General features: G+C 59.9%; 19 protein-coding genes. 14 read left to right on the plus strand and 5 right to left on the minus strand.

Going from position 1 to position 18,766, the window contains the following annotated elements:
* Positions 1 to 563: 563 nt before the first annotated feature.
* The 5 genes from QQS38_RS11630 to QQS38_RS11650 are packed head-to-tail and all read right to left on the minus strand — an operon-like array spanning position 564 to position 5,514.
* Positions 564 to 1,835, minus strand: coding sequence for a glycosyltransferase family 87 protein (locus QQS38_RS11630; RefSeq protein WP_479645524.1), 1,272 nt, complete (start codon positions 1,833 to 1,835; stop codon positions 564 to 566).
* 41 nt (positions 1,836 to 1,876) lie between these two features.
* Complete coding sequence (locus QQS38_RS11635) at positions 1,877 to 2,368, minus strand: GtrA family protein (protein ID WP_479645525.1); 492 nt, start codon at positions 2,366 to 2,368, stop codon at positions 1,877 to 1,879.
* Positions 2,368 to 3,105 (minus strand): class I SAM-dependent methyltransferase, encoded by a 738-nt coding sequence (locus QQS38_RS11640; RefSeq protein WP_479645526.1) that lies wholly within the window; start codon positions 3,103 to 3,105, stop codon positions 2,368 to 2,370. The genes QQS38_RS11635 and QQS38_RS11640 overlap by 1 nt, the downstream gene beginning before the upstream one ends.
* Before the next feature lie 17 nt (positions 3,106 to 3,122).
* Positions 3,123 to 4,181: a glycosyltransferase family 2 protein gene (locus tag QQS38_RS11645; protein WP_479645681.1), complete on the minus strand. Its 1,059-nt coding sequence runs from the start codon at positions 4,179 to 4,181 to the stop codon at positions 3,123 to 3,125.
* Between the two features lies 1 nt (position 4,182).
* Positions 4,183 to 5,514 (minus strand): glycosyltransferase family 87 protein, encoded by a 1,332-nt coding sequence (locus tag QQS38_RS11650; RefSeq protein WP_479645527.1) that lies wholly within the window; start codon positions 5,512 to 5,514, stop codon positions 4,183 to 4,185.
* A 1,056-nt stretch (positions 5,515 to 6,570) separates the two neighbouring features.
* Here QQS38_RS11650 and QQS38_RS11655 point away from each other — a divergent pair.
* From QQS38_RS11655 to QQS38_RS11720, 14 genes are all read left to right on the plus strand, one after another.
* The gene (locus QQS38_RS11655; RefSeq protein ID WP_479645528.1) at positions 6,571 to 6,741 is read left to right on the plus strand and encodes a Flp family type IVb pilin; all 171 of its coding nucleotides are present in this window, start codon (positions 6,571 to 6,573) and stop codon (positions 6,739 to 6,741) included.
* A gap of 109 nt (positions 6,742 to 6,850) precedes the next feature.
* Complete coding sequence (locus QQS38_RS11660) at positions 6,851 to 7,021, plus strand: Flp family type IVb pilin (protein ID WP_479645529.1); 171 nt, start codon at positions 6,851 to 6,853, stop codon at positions 7,019 to 7,021.
* A gap of 132 nt (positions 7,022 to 7,153) precedes the next feature.
* Positions 7,154 to 7,384, plus strand: coding sequence for a Flp family type IVb pilin (locus QQS38_RS11665; RefSeq protein ID WP_479645530.1), 231 nt, complete (start codon positions 7,154 to 7,156; stop codon positions 7,382 to 7,384).
* A 78-nt stretch (positions 7,385 to 7,462) separates the two neighbouring features.
* The gene (locus QQS38_RS11670; RefSeq protein WP_479645682.1) at positions 7,463 to 7,999 is read left to right on the plus strand and encodes an A24 family peptidase; all 537 of its coding nucleotides are present in this window, start codon (positions 7,463 to 7,465) and stop codon (positions 7,997 to 7,999) included.
* Positions 8,000 to 8,092: 93 nt separating this feature from the next.
* Positions 8,093 to 9,493, plus strand: a complete 1,401-nt coding sequence (locus tag QQS38_RS11675) for an ATP-binding protein (protein WP_479645531.1) — start codon at positions 8,093 to 8,095, stop codon at positions 9,491 to 9,493.
* 36 nt (positions 9,494 to 9,529) lie between these two features.
* Entirely contained in the window at positions 9,530 to 10,366 is an 837-nt protein-coding gene (gene cpaB, locus QQS38_RS11680; protein WP_479645532.1) for a Flp pilus assembly protein CpaB, read from the plus strand.
* Between the two features lie 133 nt (positions 10,367 to 10,499).
* Positions 10,500 to 12,458, plus strand: coding sequence for a type II and III secretion system protein family protein (locus tag QQS38_RS11685; protein ID WP_479645533.1), 1,959 nt, complete (start codon positions 10,500 to 10,502; stop codon positions 12,456 to 12,458).
* 24 nt (positions 12,459 to 12,482) lie between these two features.
* Complete coding sequence (locus tag QQS38_RS11690) at positions 12,483 to 12,815, plus strand: hypothetical protein (protein ID WP_479645534.1); 333 nt, start codon at positions 12,483 to 12,485, stop codon at positions 12,813 to 12,815.
* Positions 12,816 to 12,841: 26 nt separating this feature from the next.
* Positions 12,842 to 14,095 (plus strand): pilus assembly protein TadG-related protein, encoded by a 1,254-nt coding sequence (locus QQS38_RS11695; protein WP_479645535.1) that lies wholly within the window; start codon positions 12,842 to 12,844, stop codon positions 14,093 to 14,095.
* Between the two features lie 41 nt (positions 14,096 to 14,136).
* On the plus strand, positions 14,137 to 14,643 hold the full coding sequence (locus tag QQS38_RS11700; RefSeq protein WP_479645683.1) for a TadE/TadG family type IV pilus assembly protein: 507 nt from the start codon (positions 14,137 to 14,139) through the stop codon (positions 14,641 to 14,643).
* Positions 14,640 to 15,104, plus strand: coding sequence for a TadE/TadG family type IV pilus assembly protein (locus QQS38_RS11705; RefSeq protein ID WP_479645536.1), 465 nt, complete (start codon positions 14,640 to 14,642; stop codon positions 15,102 to 15,104). Before QQS38_RS11700 ends, QQS38_RS11705 begins: the two co-directional genes overlap by 4 nt.
* A 25-nt stretch (positions 15,105 to 15,129) precedes the next feature.
* Positions 15,130 to 16,341, plus strand: a complete 1,212-nt coding sequence (locus tag QQS38_RS11710) for a CpaE/TadZ family protein (protein WP_479645537.1) — start codon at positions 15,130 to 15,132, stop codon at positions 16,339 to 16,341.
* Between the two features lie 24 nt (positions 16,342 to 16,365).
* On the plus strand, positions 16,366 to 17,733 hold the full coding sequence (locus QQS38_RS11715) for a CpaF family protein (protein WP_479645538.1): 1,368 nt from the start codon (positions 16,366 to 16,368) through the stop codon (positions 17,731 to 17,733).
* Between the two features lie 48 nt (positions 17,734 to 17,781).
* Positions 17,782 to 18,759: a type II secretion system F family protein gene (locus tag QQS38_RS11720; RefSeq protein ID WP_479645539.1), complete on the plus strand. Its 978-nt coding sequence runs from the start codon at positions 17,782 to 17,784 to the stop codon at positions 18,757 to 18,759.
* The last annotated feature ends 7 nt before the right edge of the window (positions 18,760 to 18,766 follow it).

Genomic DNA, 18,766 nt, shown 5'->3' on the forward strand with positions numbered 1-18,766 from the left:
CGGTCAGCGCGCCCATGCATCATTGCACCAGCGCAACTGCCCGATTTCCCGTAGGCACGCCGTCTAATGCGGCGTTGCCTCCCATCGCGCTTCGGTGCGCGTCGTCCGCGACGTCTGCATGACTACCGCTAAATCGTCACGCCGATATGCACACCACCACCTCGGAATCTCTCGTTAAAGCTCCGGCAATCTGCCCGCCGTGCTTTTCTTGCTTTCATGCATTGCAACATAGGCTCGTACCTTACGAAATACTATAGGAAAAAACGCCATCAGGCTGAATACGGAGTCGCAGTATTTTTTACCTATTTTTGTTGGCGACGGCACACAAAGCTTGATTGTTTTCCATGAGGAGGCGGCGCAGTCTCCAATGGGGGCCGCGTCTCCGCGATGCGACAACCTCGAACCGGCGCTTTTCCAGAACTCCGCGTTTCGGCCCTACTGGAATGACGAATGCGGTCACAGTTACGCGTAGATGCGCTGACGCACTGCAGCAATGGCGTCGAAAGGGCAATCCGAGCGCTCGTTCCTCCCCGCGCAAAGCGCCTGTCAATCGTCGGCTTCAATCAATTGCGCAACCTCGCGGCGACACGGCGGTTATTGCTTCGAAGCCGTGGCGAATGCGCCCCCGATTTGCCGTGCTCGCCCGGTTGCGCCGCTCGCTGCTTATGCCGGCAGACGATCAGGACAAGGAGCAACGCCAGAACCGCTGGCGTCCAATGCCCCATCCCTTGAATCAGCCTAGCGGCAACGGACTGCAAGGGCATGGCCCACGCAACGACGAGCAAGAGCCATTCGAAGGTGCGCGCGGCGTGCCGATACAGATCCACTCCCATGAAAGCAATGGGGATCGCGAGCCAAGCGAGATCGTAATAAAGCAGATAGGGCTGAACGAGCAGCGTGCAGCAACACAATGCCGCAGCTTTCAGTTCGTATCTTGCAGCCTCCCGCCATAGCCATGCCGTCACTGCGCAAGCAGGTACCGCAACCACCATCTGTAGAAAATAAGCCAATCGAGCAGACGCGCCCACTCTTCGCGCAGTTGCATAAATCGTCGGCATACAGCGCCACATCTCAGGATTGTGCTCGACCCAAGTGTCTTTAAACCAGGACACGGTATGAACCCAAGCCGACAGCATTTCACCGCCCAGCGCCAGCGTACTAACACCCCATAGCAGGACCGAGCATACCGCCGCCGATGCGAAACAACGCCACTGCCGCGCGCAGATCAGTGCCAGTGGAAAGACCAGCCCTAGTTGAGGCTTCACGCTAAGAAGCCCGACGAAGGTACCGGCCAATATCGGTCGCGTAGGCATCAATACGAGGGCGGCTGCGGCCGCGGCTGCCGTGAGAAGCGAGTTCTGCCCGTAACAAAGCGCAAGCCAAAACCCGGGGAATGCCGCCACCGGAACAAGCACCAGAAATCCGGCACGGTGCACTATTCCCCACATCGAGCGAAGATAAGCGACTGCCCCAACGATGCTGAACGCGGTCAGCGCGACGCCCAAAGGCACCATCCCGAGCGGCAAGAGAAAAATGAGAAATGTAGGGGGATAGAGCCACGGCGCACCCGCGCCCGCCAAGAGCGGGCCCGATCGGACCGCACGCTCAACGGTCATCATAAGATCTTGATCGAATACGGCTAGCGGGCCGTGCGTAAGTGCCACCGCTGCCGCGCTCCAGTACACGGAAAAGTCGATCCCGAATCCCCCTTGCAGCGGCCCGAAACGTGTAAATGTGCTCCAAGCTAAACTTGACGCGAAGCCGAGCTCGATTGCGAGAACAACGCCTGAGCATAACGCAACCCGAAATAGCCACGGCGCATTGAGTTGTCTCATGGTTTTCCTTCGGAGGTCGCAGTTGGTCTTTGCCCGAAGCTTCAGATCTTCGGCCGGCAAGACAGCAGGTGGTTGCTCGGAAATACGAAATACCGTGCCCCGATGTAGGCAACCAAGGTGTAGGTCAGCATCCCATCAATCTGAACGAACAGGCTGCCTTGACTCAGCCACCGCTCTAGTAGTATCACCACGAGCAGGTTCATCCCGTAGGCCACTAGCATCACTAGCACGTAACGCAGCAAGGCAGATCTCACATCGCCTTTGTGATAAAACGTCCACTTCCGGTTGAGTGCAAAGCTCCATAAGATCGCAACCAAGTAGCCAGCGGCATTGGCCGCGACATTGCTGAAGCCAAAGCAGCGCAGCGCGACCCAGATTACCGAGAAGCCCACTGCCGTATTTGAAAGCCCGACCAACAAGTACCGCACCGATGAATGAGCGAACGGTCTCATGAGCGTCTTAGCCGGACGAGTATGGCCGGGGTCCCACGCGATATTCGAAGCGTGGCCCGGCGAGCATTTCGGGCCGGTCATCACGAGTCAGCCTTCAATACGGCAAGCAGTGAGACACCAAAGGGGAATCCATGACGCGCGAGCCATGACGATTCACTCTTGAAAATGCCGTATAGCGCGGCATTCAACGGCTCAGCCGGCACCGCATCTCCGCTCGATTTTCCGCGCCGAAGCAGCCGATCGCACAATCGGGCCGCCACCGCAAGCGGAAAGAGTAGCGTGTTGAAATAGGTGATGCGCTCGATGCGATAACCTGCCGCCTGCGCACACCTCGTCAATGACGCACGATCGTAGCGCCGACGATGATGCAGAAACTCGTCGTGTGCACTCCACAACCATTGATAAGCCGGTACCGTCAGCACGATTGATCCGCCCGGTGCTAGCAGCCCATGCATGCGCTTGAGCGTGCCGACGTCGTCCGAAATGTGCTCCAGACAGTCCAAGAAGCAAATCAGATCGAAGGTCCCATCATGGAATGGAATCTCGTCAGGACAGCACCCTGAACGTATGTCGAAGCGCCCCCTGGTCCGCTCGACACTGATTGCAAGCGCATTCGCATCCATCTCCAATCCGCTCACGGCGCCGAATTCAGCCAGGAGATCGAGATTTCCGCCCGTGCCGGACCCGACTTCGAGCACACGCGTTTGAGGCGCCAATGCGAGCTGGCGAAGAATCGAACCAAGAACATCGCGTCGGCCGCGGAACCACCAGTGCTCGATCTCGGTCTCCGCCATCTCCAAATAGGCTTCCGGTGACATAACACTCTCCTCCCAGATTAGCGACCCATCCGCGCATGGGTCGTCGCGCGCCTGCGCGGGACCTGCAGCGCAGCGACGTTGCGCGCGCCAGCTTCGCCGCGCCGCAGGGGCAGCGCGCTCACGTTGCTGTTCATCTGATAGCGCCGCCGCACGATGTAAATCGGGCGTTCCTTTGTCTCGTGATAGATGCGTCCGACATATTCGCCGATCACGCCGATGCCGATCAGTTCAATCCCGCCCATGAAAAGTACGATCGAGATCAGCGACGCATATCCAGGCACGGGGTTCCCGAACAGCATCGTGCGCCCGACAATCGTCCCGCCGTAGCAAAAAGCGAGCGCCGCCATCGCGAGGCCGATATATGTCCAACTGCGCAGCGGTACCGTGCTGAAGCTCGTGATCCCTTCAAGGGCGAAATTCCAGAGCCGCCATCCCGAGAACTTCGACTTCCCCGCTGTGCGCGGCTCGCGCTGATATTCGACTATGACCGTCCGAAAGCCGACCCATGCGAAAAGCCCTTTCATAAAGCGATGGCGTTCCGGCAGACGCCGCAACGCATTGACGACTGACCGGTCCATCAGGCGGAAATCCCCGACGTTTTCGGGCAGCTTGACATCGGAAAGCGCGTTATGGACGCGATAGTAAAGCGCGGCTGTCGTGCGTTTCAAAAACGTATCGCAAGCCCGATCGCTTCTTTTCGCTGCGACGACCTCTGCCCCTTGCAGCCAGTGCTCGATCATGACCGGAATCAGACTAGGCGGATCCTGCAAGTCGGCATCGATGGGAATTACGGCATCACCCGAAGCTTCCTCGATACCTGCGGTCAGCGCAGCCTCCTTGCCGAAATTGCGGGTGAAATCGAGCACACGCACGCGCGTGTCGCTCGTAGCAAACCGCACCAGCTTATCGAGTGTGCCATCGGTGCTGCCATCATTGATGCAGACGATCTCGAACCTTATCGTTTCGATCGTCTCTAGCAACGGCACAATGTGGGCAAAGAATCCGTCAACCGCTTCAACCTCGTTATAAAACGGCACTACTAGCGAAATCAATGGTTTGCCGATAGGCGTATCCATGTTATCCCCCGTTATTTCCACTCTGCGCCGCATTGAGACCACATGGGCAATCACCAGCCACCCTTTTTGCAGCGATCACATTTTCCGCCCGTGAAAACGTCCCCTCGGCCGTTGCACGCATACGCCGCGGTATGAGCAGCAACGCGGCAAGTAAGATGATCGGGCCGATCTGGGGTAGATCCAAATACGGATTGACGTATTCATAGAGCGGCAACAGCCACGCAAACCCCAGGACCTCCTGCTCCCCCCACAGCCATCCCTCCTTTGACCCCAGCGACGCCAGGCATGCCAGCGCGAGGCCAAGCCAAGTCAGCTCGTAATGCCATACGTAAGGATTTGCGACCATCGTCGAAATGAGCAGAACCGAACCACGCAGTCTGGTGTCTCTCGTTCTCCTCCAGACATGGCACGCGGCCGCGATCGCGGCGATCGCTACCCACGCCTGCCCAGCCTGTGCCAGCGCGAGTCCGACGCCGTTGATGCGCAGCGCAGCGAAGGTAGTTGGTGATGCGCGCCAGAAGTGGAAATAATGCTGGATGACTACGCTGCGCTGAATGTCCGCGTTGAGAAGGAACAGGTGCACTGTCTCCATGCCGCCCGCAAACACGCCAAGCGCAGTGATCGACAACGCGCTGATAGCAGCAACCACAAAAGCCCGCCAAGCCCCCGCGGCGATCAAAACAAAAGGAAACACAATCGCCATCTGCGGCTTGATCGCGAGCAAGCCTATGCAAATGCCGGCGAGCACGGGCTTGCGATCAACCCAGTGCACGGCGAGCGCGGCGAATGCCGCGGTAAGCAATGAGTTCTGACCCGCGAGAGCGGCCACGAACACGCTCGGGGAGCCTGCCACGAACAGTGCAGCCACGCGCGATCTTCCGATCGCCTGGCCGAGCCCCGAAACACGCAACGTTGCGAAGGTGAACAGCAGGACACCGATGCCAACAAACAAGAGGTACGAGACTGCGAGCGAAAGCAACGCAAGCGGGGCGACTACGAAAAGGAACGCCGGCGGATACAGCCAAGGCAGAAAGTGGCTCGATTGAATGCTAGGCAAGAGCATCGCTTCGGCCTTGGCGAACGCGAGGTGGTTATACACTTGCCACGGCGAACCATGGAGCACGACGTGCGAAGCCACCCAGAACACGGCGAAGTCAATGCCCGGACGAGCGACATCCGATCTGCTAAAACCATGTGTGGTCCACGCCCACGCGCCCAGCACTATCGCGTATACCACGATCATCGCGCAGCTGTAGAGCAGTAACCGGCTAGGCGTCAACCAGCCGTGCACGCAGCGCTCGGCGCCGCGCTCCCCCCGACTCAAACCGTACATATCTTTCGCCTTATGTGGCCATCACTCGAAATGCGATGACCCGGTTCGTATTGATTTTTTTCTCTTGTTTCTATCGAGTGATTTCGACCGGGATACCCATGTGCGAATCACGTGACTCATTGTTGGCAGAAAACGATCTGGCTTTCAAGAGCGTCTTCCCCCTGGGACGCAACGCTTGCCTTGGATACGTGCGGTAGCGCACGCAAGCAAGTGCGTGCGGTAATTGGTGACTTATAGGGACGAGTTTCAATATCGATACACTTCGGTCAATCGCGCCGCCGGGCAGTTCGATATGTGTTTCTTCGAGCGTGCACTAGAACAAATGCGAATCCGCGCGCTGCGCAGTAGGGTGCCATGGTCTCTAAATCACCTCGAGGTTGTCGCAAACCTGAGACAGTTAATCCACAAATCGTGCGAGGCACGGCATCCGGCTCTTCCGGAAACCTTGTAGATCAAGGGATTTGCTGGCGTTGGTCCAGACCTTGCATTGGAAGCCGCGCAGTCGACGACGAGACGACCCCAGTGATTTGAACCGCTCGACAAAGATCGAGCTGAAGAACACGAATGGGCGTCACCCGCGGGGAGGGTCCTTCCCGTTCCCGCCACCCATCCGGATGGCGGGAACGAGGCGGGGACCTCGGGGGAATCGCCGACTGACAAGTTGGCATCGGTCTGGACCAGATGCCGGAGAAAGGCGCTGAACGCCCGGGGGGGGATCAGCATGAGCACAACGAATCGACGCGGTGTATCTCCTGTCGCAACGGCGAGAGGAGTCACATGCATCGGGCCCATCGTCCGCGATGCCTTCGCCGCTGCCCGCCCCCGCGTCCCACGCCTGCCGCTTCAACGTTTCATGCTCGGCACCGCGCGGCATAGATACGTGTTCGCGACGTTAGACCGTCTCTCTCTGCACACACGTATTGCGATCCCGATACGCGCACGCGTCCGCCGACAGGCAAATTGCCCAAGTTTTTTCCGCAGCACCTTCAGCAGTGCCTTCCCGAAGCCAATCCCGGCAAGGGCCTTGTAACTCTGTATCTCATGGAGAGTCAGAAAATGCAAACCATCCTTAACCAAGCAAAGCGTTTCCTTCGCGACGAAGACGGCGCCACGATGGTCGAGTACGCGCTCATGCTCGCCCTCATTGCAGTCGTATGTATCGTGGCCGTGACGGCGATCGGTACCGGCGCAAACGGCATGTTCAACAAAATCGCGAACGATCTTTGACGAGCTTGGGCGGACGGAATCGTTTCATCGCCTCGTCCGCCGTTTCTCCAATTTAGCGGTCTTTCCTCAATTAACCGAGACCCGAGGTCTCTTCAGAAGGAGAGTACGAATGCAACGCTTTCTCATTCAGGCAAAGCGCTTCATGCGCGACGAGGACGGCGCCACCATGGTCGAGTACGCACTGATGCTCGCCCTGATTGCGGTGGTTTGTATCGTAGCCGTTACAGCGATCGGCACCGGCGCAAACGGCATGTTCAACACAATCGCGAATGACCTTTGAACGGCGGTCATGCAAAGAAAATTCAAGGTGATTGCGAATGGACTTTGGTGAAACGAACGAACTCGCTCCAGAGCGTTTGTTTCACCGCTCGACAAACATGAACTCGATGGCAACCTGCCGAAGGAGTTGATCGTGAATGCAAATGTCTTCTTTGGACGTCCCGTTATGCATGACCTCGTGAGCTCTGTACGACGCTTGCGCGCCGTTGCAGAGGCGAAGGCCTTTCTCCATGACGACGGCGCCGCAACGATGGTCGAGTACGCGTTCATGGTCATGCTCATCGCCATCGTATGCGTTGCGACTGTTTCAACCATCGGTTCAAAACTGAGTACCGTCTATAACACCGTCGCGAATGATTTCTGAGTGGGTCTTGCTGCGCAGCTAACGCGCGCGATCGCCGCTCCCACTGCAAGCCAACCAACCGGACCGAGGCTCTTGATGTTGACCGTACCCCTTCCACCTCAACCGATTCCGCTGCTCGTAGTCGGACTGGTCGTTCTGACCGCAAGCACGGATATCGTGTGCCGTCGCATCCCGAACCCGGTAATTGCGATGGGCCTTATTGCCGCATTCGGGGTTCAGGCTTGTCTCCTCGGCCCTGTGACGGGTATCGGCAATGCGCTCGCGGGCACGCTTACCGGTTTCGCCTTGCTGATTCCGTTGTATCTGCTGCGCGCAACCGGGGCGGGAGACGTCAAGCTGCTCGCGATGATCGGCGCATGGGTCGGCCCAACGATGATTCTGTACGTTGCGCTCGCGGCCTTCGTCATTGGCGGCGTTTGGTCGATCGCCTTGACGCTGTTCCGAGGCCGCATGCAGCAGTTTCTCTTGAATCTTTGGTCGATCACGCACGGAGGCTGGCGTCTGCAACAAGATGGGCCGAGAGATCAGTCAGGCATCAAATCGGTCGGGACCTTGCCGTACGGCGTCGCCATCGCCGCCGGGACTTTGGTCACGCTCTCTATGTCCGTGGCCTAGGGATCGGAAGCAACGGGAATTGCGGACAAGAGCTTGAGTAATCGACGTTTCTCGCGGTTGCATGCCAGCTAAAAACTATCCGGGGGTTTGGACATGGACGAACACAACATCGAACAGGGCGGCTCGGCGCAAATCACGCGCCTGCCTGAGCCGCAGCTCTTGCGCGCGCGCAATGCGGATGTTTCGCCCGTCGCGCTGCGCGCACCGCGCACGTTGGCGGACACGGGCTTGCCACACACGTTCGTCGGCCGTCTCGTGTTGAAGTCCACGTTGCTGAACGGCAAGTCGACATTCTCCGATTTGTCCGAGCGCCATCGGCTACCTATCGCCGTGCTCGAAGATGTGCTGTCGTTCCTGGTGCGCGAGCATCTCGCGGAGATCACTCACCGCGGCGCGACCGATATCGATGTCACGCTTCGCCTCACCGAGGCGGGCCGCACGCTGGCCGCCGACGAGTTGGCACGCTGCAGCTATTGCGGCCCCGCTCCCATCGCATTCGAGCAATACGCGGAAATCGTACGCGAGCATTCAGTTCGTCGGCAGCGCATCACGCATGCCGACGTGGATGCTGCGTTTGGAGATGTGCGTGTCAACCACGCGTTGCTCGATAGTGCTGCCGCGTCATTGAATGCCGGACGGCCCCTTTTGATGTACGGGCCAGCCGGCAGCGGCAAGACGTACATCGCCGAACGGCTCGGCAACCTGCTGCGCGGCGATGTGCCGATCCCCTACGCGCTTTATATCGGCGGGGAGATTGTGCAGCTATATGACCCCCTCGTTCATCGCGACGCGCCCGCGGCAGCCCAGAGCGCCGTCGGCGACAAGCGATGGCGGCTATGTCGCCGGCCTGTGATCATCTCCGGGGGCGAACTGACGCTCGAGGGCCTCGACCTTCGCTATGACGTCAACGCAGGCTTCTACCAGGCGCCGCCGCACCTGAAGGCGAACATGGGACTTTACATCGTCGACGACCTTGGGCGTCAGCGCGTAGCGGCTCACGAACTGCTCAATCGCTGGATCATGCCGCTCGATCGCGGTATCGACCTCTTCACACTGCAGTCGGGAACGCGCTTCACGGCACCGTTCGACGTATGGCCAGTGTTCTCGAGCAACCTCGATCCGGCTCAGATCGGAGATGAGGCATTCCTGCGCCGTCTTGGCTCGAAACTGCAAATCGGCCCGCTTTCACTCGACGACTATCGCGCCGTTTTCGATGCATGTTGTGCATCGATCGGCTTCAGGATGTCGCCGCCGGCGTTCGAATTCTTGTTACACGACCTGCATATGGCGACGAACAAGCCATTCCTTGCGTGCTACCCGCGCGACTTGCTCCACCTGCTTGCTGCTTCTGCGGAATATCGCGGGGCAGCGCGCGAAGTCACCGAGGACGGGCTTCTCGAAGCATGGCAGAGCTATTTCGGCGAAGTCGGAAGTCGCACCGGGCCTCATCCGCCCGCCATGAAGCAGCCCGATAAACGATTGGCGGCGCGTTGAACGACGCTCGTCCCTTGATCCACGAGGAGTCTTGTCATGAAAAACAGTCGCGCTCTCATCATGTTTGCGATGGCCATGATCGCCGGCCTTGCAGCTGTCGTCTTTGCGTCTCGGTGGCTGATCCACACCTCGTCGAGCGGCGTCACACAGGTCGCCGTCGCGAGGGATGACATCAATCTCGGCCAGCCGCTCAACGTAAACATGATCCGCGTCGTCAGCTGGCCGACCGGCAGTGTGCCGCCGGGCGCGTACACGGATATCAAAGCGCTCGACGGACGCGTGCTCCGCACGAGTCTTGCTCGAGGGGAGCCCGTCCTCGAATCGAAGCTCGCGCCGATCGGCACGAAAGGCGGCCTATCCGCGGTGATCGAAAAAGGCGATCGGGCCATTACGGTTCGAGTGAATGACGTCGTAGGCGTGGCGGGCTTCGCCTTGCCGGGAAACTATGTCGACGTCATCGTGAACACTCAAGAGCCCGGTAAAGGCGACCAGCAGAGCATTTCGAAAATCGTGCTCGAAAAGATTTTGGTCTTGGCCGTTGCGCAGCAAGTGAGTCGAGACGATACCCAGCCGAAGGTGGTTAACGCGGTCACCCTCCAAGTTTCGCCCGATCAAGCGGAAAAACTCGATCTCGCACGCAGCGTCGGCACCTTGTCGCTCGTATTGCGCAACCAGGTTGACAAGGACGCGCTCGCGACGAAAGGGGCAACCAAGGTCACACTGCTCGGTGCGCCTGTCGCCGCGTCGGCGCCAGCACCCGCGCCCGTCAAGACGACGCAGGTGCGCTACGTCGCCGTGCGCCCTGCCCCGCAAGCGAAGCGCAATTGCATCGGGGTGCTTTCCGGCGTGACGGGCAGTCAAGAATGCTTCTAGCGGTACACGCGGTACGCATGCGAGGACCGATACGCATGCGGGAAAAGCAAACGCGTGAATAGCAAAAAACACGGCAAGACCAATCAACGAAGTACAGGGTTCACAGATATCAGTAACCGGGGGGCATCATCAAATGGATACGAGAACGGAGTTGATTTCGGGCCGGAGCCCGCGGCGCTGCAAGACCGGCAGCGCGGTATTCGCGGCCCTTGTTGCAGCGGGGGTCATAAGCATGCAGCCCGTTATCGCCAAAGAGGCACCCAAGGGCAACCCGGATCCCAAAGCGGTAGCGCCGGCCGCCGCGCAGCCGCTGCGTGGTCCGAGTTGCAGGGGCGAAGTGCGCGAAGGAACGAGCGTCGTCGTGCCTGTCGGCAAATCGACACTCGTTTCGCTCGACGAACCTACGATCGCCCGCACGATCGGTAATCCAGTCGTTGCACAAGCAACGCTGGTATCGCCACGGACGCTGTATGTCGTCGGCATGTCTATTGGCACGACCAATATGATCATTCAAGGGCACAGCGGCGCCTGCCAGATGATTGACGTCATGGTAGGTATCGACGCCGATGGCGTGCAGCACACCTTGAGGCAGCTGATGCCTGCCGAACGAGGCATCCGCGTCACGACCGCAGCGGGCAACCTGGTGCTTTCGGGAAATGTATCGAGCGCACCGGCCGCAGCGCAGGCGGTACAAATCGCCACGGTCTACGCTGCGTCGCAACCCACCCAGCAATCGCAATCGAACTCATCGAACGCCGGGGGCGTCAGTTCGAGTCAGCAATTTTCGAGTTCTGGCGGCTCGACAGGCGTGCTCAATATGATGACGGTCGATGCGCCCCAGCAAGTGATGCTCGAGGTCAAGGTTGCGGAAGTCGCAAAGACGGTCGTCAATCAGATGGGTTCGGCGCTCAACCTTCAAGGTGGCTTTGGAAGCTGGACCGGCGCCTTGGTAAGCAGCTTGCTGACCGGCGCACAGACGGCCATTGCGGGCAGCAAAGCGAACCGCCTGCCGTTTTCGGCGGCAATCGATGCACAGAAGACCGACCAACTCACGAAGATCCTTGCCGAACCGAATCTCGTCACCATCAGCGGTCAGGAAGCCTCGTTCCTTGCGGGCGGCCGTGTGTTCATTCCGGTACCTCAAAGCAATTCGAACGGCGGTACCACTATCACGCTGCAGGAAGAGGAGTTCGGCGTGGGACTCAAGTTCACGCCGACGGTGCTGGCCAACGGCCGCATCAATCTGAAGGTGTCTCCTGAGGTATCGGAGCTATCGCCGACGGGTGTCGCCGTCAGCGCGGCGGGCACGAGTTCGACGGCCATCCTCCCGCTCATCAATACGCGCCGGGCTGCGACAACCGTACAGATGAACGACGGTGAGTCCTTCGCGATCGGTGGCCTTATCGGTAACAACATCACTGGCGCGTTGAAGGCGTTTCCCGGGTTAGGCGAAGTCCCCGTTATCGGTGCTTTGCTGCGTAGCACGAACTTCCAGCAGGACCGCACGGAGCTCGTGTTCATCATCACGCCGCATCTCGTGAAGCCGCTGGCGAACCCGAACCTACCGTTGCCGACCGATACCTTCACGCAACCGAACGAGGCGGACATCTACGCGACCGGCAACATGGAAGGTCGAGGCGCCAAGCCGCGCACGGCCCCAGCTGCCGCGCCGGCCGCGTCGAACGCGCCGGCCACCCCTGCGACGCCCATGCTTGCGGCGCCGACGGGCACCTCCACGCCGCCGAGCGTTCCACCATCGAGTTCGACGACGCAACCGCCTGCAGCAGTCGCGCCCAGTGAAACCGGGTCGACGTCGTCCGCGCGGTTCCCATCACCGGCCGTATCGCAGCCTGTACCGACCGTCGATATCACTGCCACAGCCCTGCCCCACTCGGAATCGGGCAGGCCGGCCACGCCGCGCACATCGCCGTCTACGCCTGCGACACAGTCACCGAGTGCGGACGCGGCAGCGATCGTCGGCGACGCGGCGCGCATCGAACACATCGAACGCACGGCGGCGCGACTTGACTCAACTCAAAAGCGCAACCAGCTGGCGATGTCGAAGGAATCGAACGGTTCAGCCAAGCAGTAACGCTTGGGGATCAAGGGGAATCTCATGAAAGTCAAACACAATCTCATCGCACGCCGGGCCTTCCTGTTGGTCGCAGCCCCGGCTTGCGCCGCGCTCGGCGGTTGCATGTCGAGTACGCCTATCTGGGACGCGCACTTCGGCGAAGCAGTCAAAACGGTAACGCAAGCGCAAGTCATCGATCCGGATGCGGGCGCACGCAACCCCTCGACACCGGGCATCGACGGCAAGGCGGCCAATTCGGCGATGGGCCAATACCAGAAGTCTTTCGATGCGCCGCCGCCGACCTTTACGCCATTCGTACTCGGTGTCGGCAACGGCGGCGGGGGGGGCGGTGGCGGTAGCGGAGGAGGTCAGTAAACAAATATATCGAGGGGGAAGTCATCATGCGTCGCCAATGGCAATCAGGAAAACGAAGCAGGACTCGTCGCACTCAGGGCGGCGCCGTGGCGGTCATCGTCGCCCTGTCGCTCGCGGTGCTGATCGGGGTCGTCGGGCTCGCGCTCGATCTCGGCAAGCTCTACATCGTGAGAAGCGAGTTGCAGAACAGCGCGGACGCCTGCGCGCTCGCCGCAGTGCGCGACCTCACCGGCGCGACGATCAACCTCTCGGTATCGGAGGCGGCCGGCATCACGGCCGGCAGCCTCAACCGCGTGTTCTTCCAGAGCGCGGGGGTACAGTTGGCGACCGACAGCAACGTGACGTTCAGCGATTCGCTGGCCAATCCGTTCCTGACTAAGGGCTCGGTCGCGAACCCAGCCACTATGAAGTTTGTGAAATGCACGGCCTCCCTATCGAACGTTTCGAACTGGTTCGCCCAAGTGCTCAATGTATTGCCCGGCAACTCGGTCGCCAATGCGTCGGTAGCGACCGCAGCCGTCGCTACGATCAGCCCCGCTCAAACTACCTGCGCTATTCCCGTGTTCGTCTGCCAGGCCGGGACTCAGGTGAGTCCGCCGATCGCGGGACAAAGCTACACGCGCGGCCAGTGGATCGCGTCCAAGACCGGTTCACCGCCCACTTACGGCCCAGGCAATTTTGGCTGGGCCGCCCTCGACGGCAGCAACAACGCGAATTCCATCAGGGATGAACTGACTGGCAACTACTGCGCGTTGCCGGCCGTCGGCTCGAATGTCGGCTCGCCGGGGAACAAGATCACGGACACCGGCGCATGGAACTCCCGCTTCGGTATTTATGCGAATCCGTATTCGCAATCCGCCGACACGCCCGATTTCACTGGATTTGCCTACACGACCACGAGTTGGCTTGCCGGCAGCAACGCGTATAGCGATTTCGTCGGCAAGCGCTCGACGTTCACGCCGTATCAGGGGGACGCGAATGCTTTTGGAGGAACCGCCACCACGAAAGGATCGTATTCGACGACGACCTATTCGGCTGGCGCCGATCGGCGGCTTGCTCTCGCCCCCGAAGTCGACTGCACCCAGTTGCTGAGCGGCCATAAGGCGAACATCCTTTGGTGGGACTGCGTACTGATGCTCGATCCGATGGACAAGGCCGGAGACGCAGTCCACCTGGAATACGAAGGAAAGTCGACTGACGCAAGTGTTCCGTGTGCCACGGCAGGTATTCCCGGCGACGGCAGTTCGGTCGGTCCGCTCGTTCCCGTGTTGGTGCAATAAGCGAGACGATCATGAAAAATCACCGCCCCACTCCCAAACGCATGCGCGGCGCAGCGATGGTGGAATTCGCCATCGTGGTGGTCCCGCTCCTGCTGCTCGCCATGGGCGTTGCCGAATTCGGCCGGGCGATCTACCAGTACGAAGCACTCACCAAGTCGACGCGAGACGCGGCGCGCTTTCTGTCGTCGTACCTGTCGACCGATCCCGCTTACCCGATAGCTAGCGCCCAATGTCTCGCCGTCTATGGCACCTCGACCTGCCCGAGTGGCACGGCAACGCCGCTCGTCGACGGTTTGACGACCTCGATGATCGTCGTCTGTGACTCCTCGCATACGACGGGTTGCCAGGATGCCTCCGACCCTCCGCAATTCGCGAGCGTCGCGACTTACGACACGAACAACGGCGCCTCGAACGGATCCCCCACGGGTAGCGTGAATCTCGTCGAGGTCAAGATCACAGGCTACCAGTACACCCCGATCGAAACCTTCTTCAATTTGCAGGGACTCACCTTCGGCAACATCTTCACTGTGATGAGGCAAGCATCATGAAGCCGCAGACGCGATCTTCGATCCCCAGGCGGCGCAAAGAGCGTGGCGCAGCCCTCGTAGAGTTTGCGATCGTTGCCGCACTGTTTTGTACGGTGCTGGTCGGTATCCTCGAGTTCGGTCGCGTGCTGTTCTACTGGAACACAGCAAGCGAAGCGGTGCGACTCGGCGCGCGCACCGCCGCCGTGTGCGATGCCGATGCCTCTGTCGTCAAGTCCAGGATCACCGGGTTGCTCCCCTTGCTAGCCTCGTCGAACGTGAACTTGAGTTATACCCCGTCCGGCTGCGACTCCGATCCGGCCACGGCGCGCTCCACTTGCACGTTCGTAACGGTCAGCATCACCAACGTAAGCGTGAAGACGATGATCCCGTTCGTTCCAGTCACGCTCACCATGCCGCCACTCACTACCACGTTGCCCCGCGAAAGTCTCGCGACGTCAACGGGCGGCACCGTGTGCCAATAATCTCGATAGCTCGGGCAGAAACATCATGATCGATATCCTCAGCATCTCAAGCGACGCCTCGCGCCTTTCCCAGATCTCGCGCCATATCGGCGAATGCGGCAGCTACCGGACGACGCGCATCGTTGGAACGCCGGCGCAGCTCGCAGAACGCGGCGACAGTCTGGAGTCATTCGATGTGCTGATCGTCGATGCATTTACGCTGCAAGACGCGCAGCTACCCGTCATCGCGAATCTATGCCAGCGCCTGGCGCGGCTCACCTGCATCTTGTTAACCCCCGATACATCGCAGCAGACGCTGATCGAAGCGATGCGTGCCGGTGTGCGCGACGTCCTCCCCTGGCCGCTCGAGAAGCATTCGCTTTGCGAGGCGCTGCACCGCGTCGAACAAAATCGCATGCTGCAGGGCGGACATGTGACTCGCGTCTTGTCCTTCATGTCATGCAAGGGCGGCGTGGGGACCACGTTTATTGCCTGCAATGTGGCGCACGCACTATCCGAGTTTCAGAAGAAGCGCGTACTTTTGATCGACCTCAATCAACTTTATGGCGACGCGTCGTTTCTCCTCACGAGCGAAACCGCCCCTTCAACCCTGCCGCAGGTGTGCGGAAACATCGAGCGCATGGACTCGGCGTTCCTCGACGCGAGCCTCATGCATGTGAGCGACACGTTTCATCTGCTCGCCGGCGCGGGCGATCCGGTCAAGGCGGCCGAAGTCCAAAGCGACCGGCTCGAATGGCTGCTCGGCGTCGCAGCTCCGCGATATGACTTCGTCATCTTCGATCTCGGGCAATCGATCAATCAGCTTTCGATCGTCGCACTCGATCGCAGCGATGAGATTCATGTCGTGCTGCAGCCCGGCATGCTGTATGCCCGCGCGGGACGTCGTCTCCAGGAAATTCTGACTTCGCTCGGATATCCACACACGCACCTGAGATTCCTGGTCAACCGATATACGCGACACGCAGAACGTGAAAAGGCGGCGCTCGAGGAGGTCCTCGACATGTCGCCTCACCTCGTGCTACCCGAAGACGACGAAGCCGTCACAGCGGCGTTGAACCACGGCCTGCCCGTCTTCGAAGTCAACCGCAAGAGCGGCGTGTCACGCGGTCTGCAGCAATTTGCGGAGGATATCGCCAATGGGACCCCCGCGCTTTCGCAAGTGCACAAGGGATCCACCTCGCAGCGGCCGGGTTGGTTCAACCGCCTTGCAGCGCCCAAGCTCAAGACCTCGATGTAACCGACACAGGACGAGGAGAACAACATGTCGCTACGTGAACAGATTTCCAGTCAATTCCTGCAGCCGCTCAGCGAACGCAATCCAGCGGGGAGCATGCACAATGGCATGGCCCGCGGCCCATACCAGAAACTCAAGCGCGAGGTCCACCAATTGGTGCTCGAACGGGTCGAACTCGAACGCATCTCGCGTCTATCGCCCGATCTCGTTCGTCAGGAACTGACTACGCTCATCATGCGTATCCTCGACGAGGAAAAAGCGCCCGCCAACGATCTCGAGCGCAAGCAACTCGTCGTCGACGTCTATGATGAAATGTTCGGCTTCGGTCCGCTCGAGGTACTACTGCGCGACCCGGGCGTGTCCGACATACTCGTCAATACGTTTCAACAAACGTATGTCGAGCGCAAGGGCCGCCTCGAACTGACCGATGTCACGTTTTACGACGATGCGCACTTGATGAAGGTGATCGAGAAGATCGTGTCGCGCGTAGGGCGGCGCATCGACGAGTCAAGCCCGATGGTCGATGCGCGCCTGCCCGACGGATCACGCGTCAACGCCATCATCCCGCCCTCCGCGGTAGATGGGCCGCTCGTGTCGATCAGGCGCTTTGCCGTCAATCCGTTGCAGGTGTCGGATCTGATCGAATTGCAGACGCTCACGCCGCCCATGGCCGACCTGCTTGACGCTCTGTCTCGAGCCAAGGTCAACATCCTCATTTCCGGCGGCACGGGCAGCGGCAAGACGACGCTGCTCAATATTCTCTCGGGCTTCATCCCTGCCGATGAGCGCATCATCACGATCGAGGACGCGGCAGAACTTCAGCTTCGCCAGCCTCATGTGGCGAGGCTCGAGACACGTCCTCCCAATATCGAGGGCCGCGGCGAGATCACGCAGCGCACACTAGTGCGCAACGCCTTGCGGATGCGCCCGGACCGAATCATTCTGGGCGAAGTGCGCGGCGCCGAGGCCATGGACATGCTCGCCGCAATGAACACCGGCCATGAAGGGTCGCTTGCGACGATCCACGCGAACACTCCGCGCGACGCCCTCACCCGCCTCGAAAACATGATCAACATGGCCGGCATGTCGCTTCCGCCGAAGACGATGCGTCAACAAATTGCGTCGGCGATTCACGTCGTCATTCAGGCTACGCGGCTCAACGACGGCCGACGCAAGATCGTCAGCATTCAGGAACTGACCGGAATGGAAGGCGAAGTCATCAACATGCAGGAGATTTTTGCCTTCAAGCGCACCGGCGTCGATCCGAACGGAAACGTGCGTGGCTATTTCTGCGCGACCGGCGTGCGGCCGAAATTCGTCGAGCGCTTGCAGGCGTTCGGGATCAATCTTCCAGATCAGCTCTACGATCCGGCGCGCCGATTTGAAACCAATTAGCAAGACGGCCGGGGGCGCTGTCTGAGCTACGGAACCCAGGAGACTCGCATGGATTCGATCTTCTACGCATTTATCGTCTTGATGTTCGTCGCCGTCGTGCTAGCGTTCGAAGCCATTTACATATGGTGGAACAGCCGCCATGGCGCCGCGGCACGCCGCATCGACTCTCGCATCCGCGCGTTGTCCGCCGGCGGACACGTGAACAAGGAACGCCTGTCGATTCTCAAAGACAACATGCGGAAAGAGGGCAGCTTCTTTGAAAAATTGATGCTGCAGATGCCGCGTGTGAAGTCGCTCGAACTTCTGCTGCAGCAATCTGGGGCGCGAACGAGCGTCGCGCGGTTGTGCGCCACGAGCCTGATCATGGCGTTCTGCGCCTTCGTCGTAACCGCACTCTTGCCTGTGCCGGTGGCAGTTGAGCCGATTGCCGCAGGGCTCGCGGGCGCCCTTCCGTACCTCAATATCATCCGCCTGCGCAACAAGCGACTGCACAAGCTTGAAAAGCAACTGCCCGACGTTGCCGATACGATGAGCCGTGCCCTGCGCGCCGGGCACTCGTTCGCGAGCGCCATCGGCATGGTGAGCACGGAGTTCCCTGAGCCGATGGGCGGCGAATTCCGGATTACCTTCGATGAAATCAACTACGGTGTGCCCCTCAACGAGGCCTTGCTGAATCTCGCGAATCGAGTGCCGATCCGTGATTTACGGTATTTCGTCATCGCCGTTCTGATTCAGCGAGAAACGGGCGGCAACCTTGCGGAGGTGCTCGACGGAATTGGTTTTCTGATCCGTGAGCGGTTCAAGCTCTTCGATAAGGTCCGGGTGCTGGCTGCAGAAGGCAAATTGTCCGCATGGGTGCTGTGTCTGCTTCCGTTCGTGACGGGCGCGGCGGTCATGATCTTCAACCCGAAGTTCCTTCCGGTGCTTTGGGAGGATCCGCTCGGCCAGAAAATGCTCGCGGGGATGGCGGTCATCATGGTGACGGGCGTGATGTGGATGCGCAACATCATTAAAATCCGCGTGTGAGTGCGCG

It is taken from the genome of Trinickia sp. Z7 (assembly GCF_056498045.1).

Coding starts and splice junctions, on each gene's coding strand:
- QQS38_RS11720 (WP_479645539.1), top strand. CDS start 17,782: ATGGATTCGATCTTCTACGCATTTATCGTCTTGATGTTCGTCGCCGTC.
- QQS38_RS11640 (WP_479645526.1), bottom strand. CDS start 3,105: ATGTCACCGGAAGCCTATTTGGAGATGGCGGAGACCGAGATCGAGCAC.
- QQS38_RS11645 (WP_479645681.1), bottom strand. CDS start 4,181: ATGGATACGCCTATCGGCAAACCATTGATTTCGCTAGTAGTGCCGTTT.
- QQS38_RS11690 (WP_479645534.1), top strand. CDS start 12,483: ATGAAAGTCAAACACAATCTCATCGCACGCCGGGCCTTCCTGTTGGTC.
- QQS38_RS11660 (WP_479645529.1), top strand. CDS start 6,851: ATGCAACGCTTTCTCATTCAGGCAAAGCGCTTCATGCGCGACGAGGAC.
- QQS38_RS11675 (WP_479645531.1), top strand. CDS start 8,093: ATGGACGAACACAACATCGAACAGGGCGGCTCGGCGCAAATCACGCGC.
- QQS38_RS11695 (WP_479645535.1), top strand. CDS start 12,842: ATGCGTCGCCAATGGCAATCAGGAAAACGAAGCAGGACTCGTCGCACT.
- QQS38_RS11630 (WP_479645524.1), bottom strand. CDS start 1,835: ATGAGACAACTCAATGCGCCGTGGCTATTTCGGGTTGCGTTATGCTCA.
- QQS38_RS11655 (WP_479645528.1), top strand. CDS start 6,571: ATGCAAACCATCCTTAACCAAGCAAAGCGTTTCCTTCGCGACGAAGAC.
- QQS38_RS11635 (WP_479645525.1), bottom strand. CDS start 2,368: ATGACCGGCCCGAAATGCTCGCCGGGCCACGCTTCGAATATCGCGTGG.
- QQS38_RS11715 (WP_479645538.1), top strand. CDS start 16,366: ATGTCGCTACGTGAACAGATTTCCAGTCAATTCCTGCAGCCGCTCAGC.
- QQS38_RS11650 (WP_479645527.1), bottom strand. CDS start 5,514: ATGTACGGTTTGAGTCGGGGGGAGCGCGGCGCCGAGCGCTGCGTGCAC.
- QQS38_RS11700 (WP_479645683.1), top strand. CDS start 14,137: ATGCGCGGCGCAGCGATGGTGGAATTCGCCATCGTGGTGGTCCCGCTC.
- QQS38_RS11710 (WP_479645537.1), top strand. CDS start 15,130: ATGATCGATATCCTCAGCATCTCAAGCGACGCCTCGCGCCTTTCCCAG.
- cpaB (WP_479645532.1), top strand. CDS start 9,530: ATGAAAAACAGTCGCGCTCTCATCATGTTTGCGATGGCCATGATCGCC.
- QQS38_RS11705 (WP_479645536.1), top strand. CDS start 14,640: ATGAAGCCGCAGACGCGATCTTCGATCCCCAGGCGGCGCAAAGAGCGT.
- QQS38_RS11685 (WP_479645533.1), top strand. CDS start 10,500: ATGGATACGAGAACGGAGTTGATTTCGGGCCGGAGCCCGCGGCGCTGC.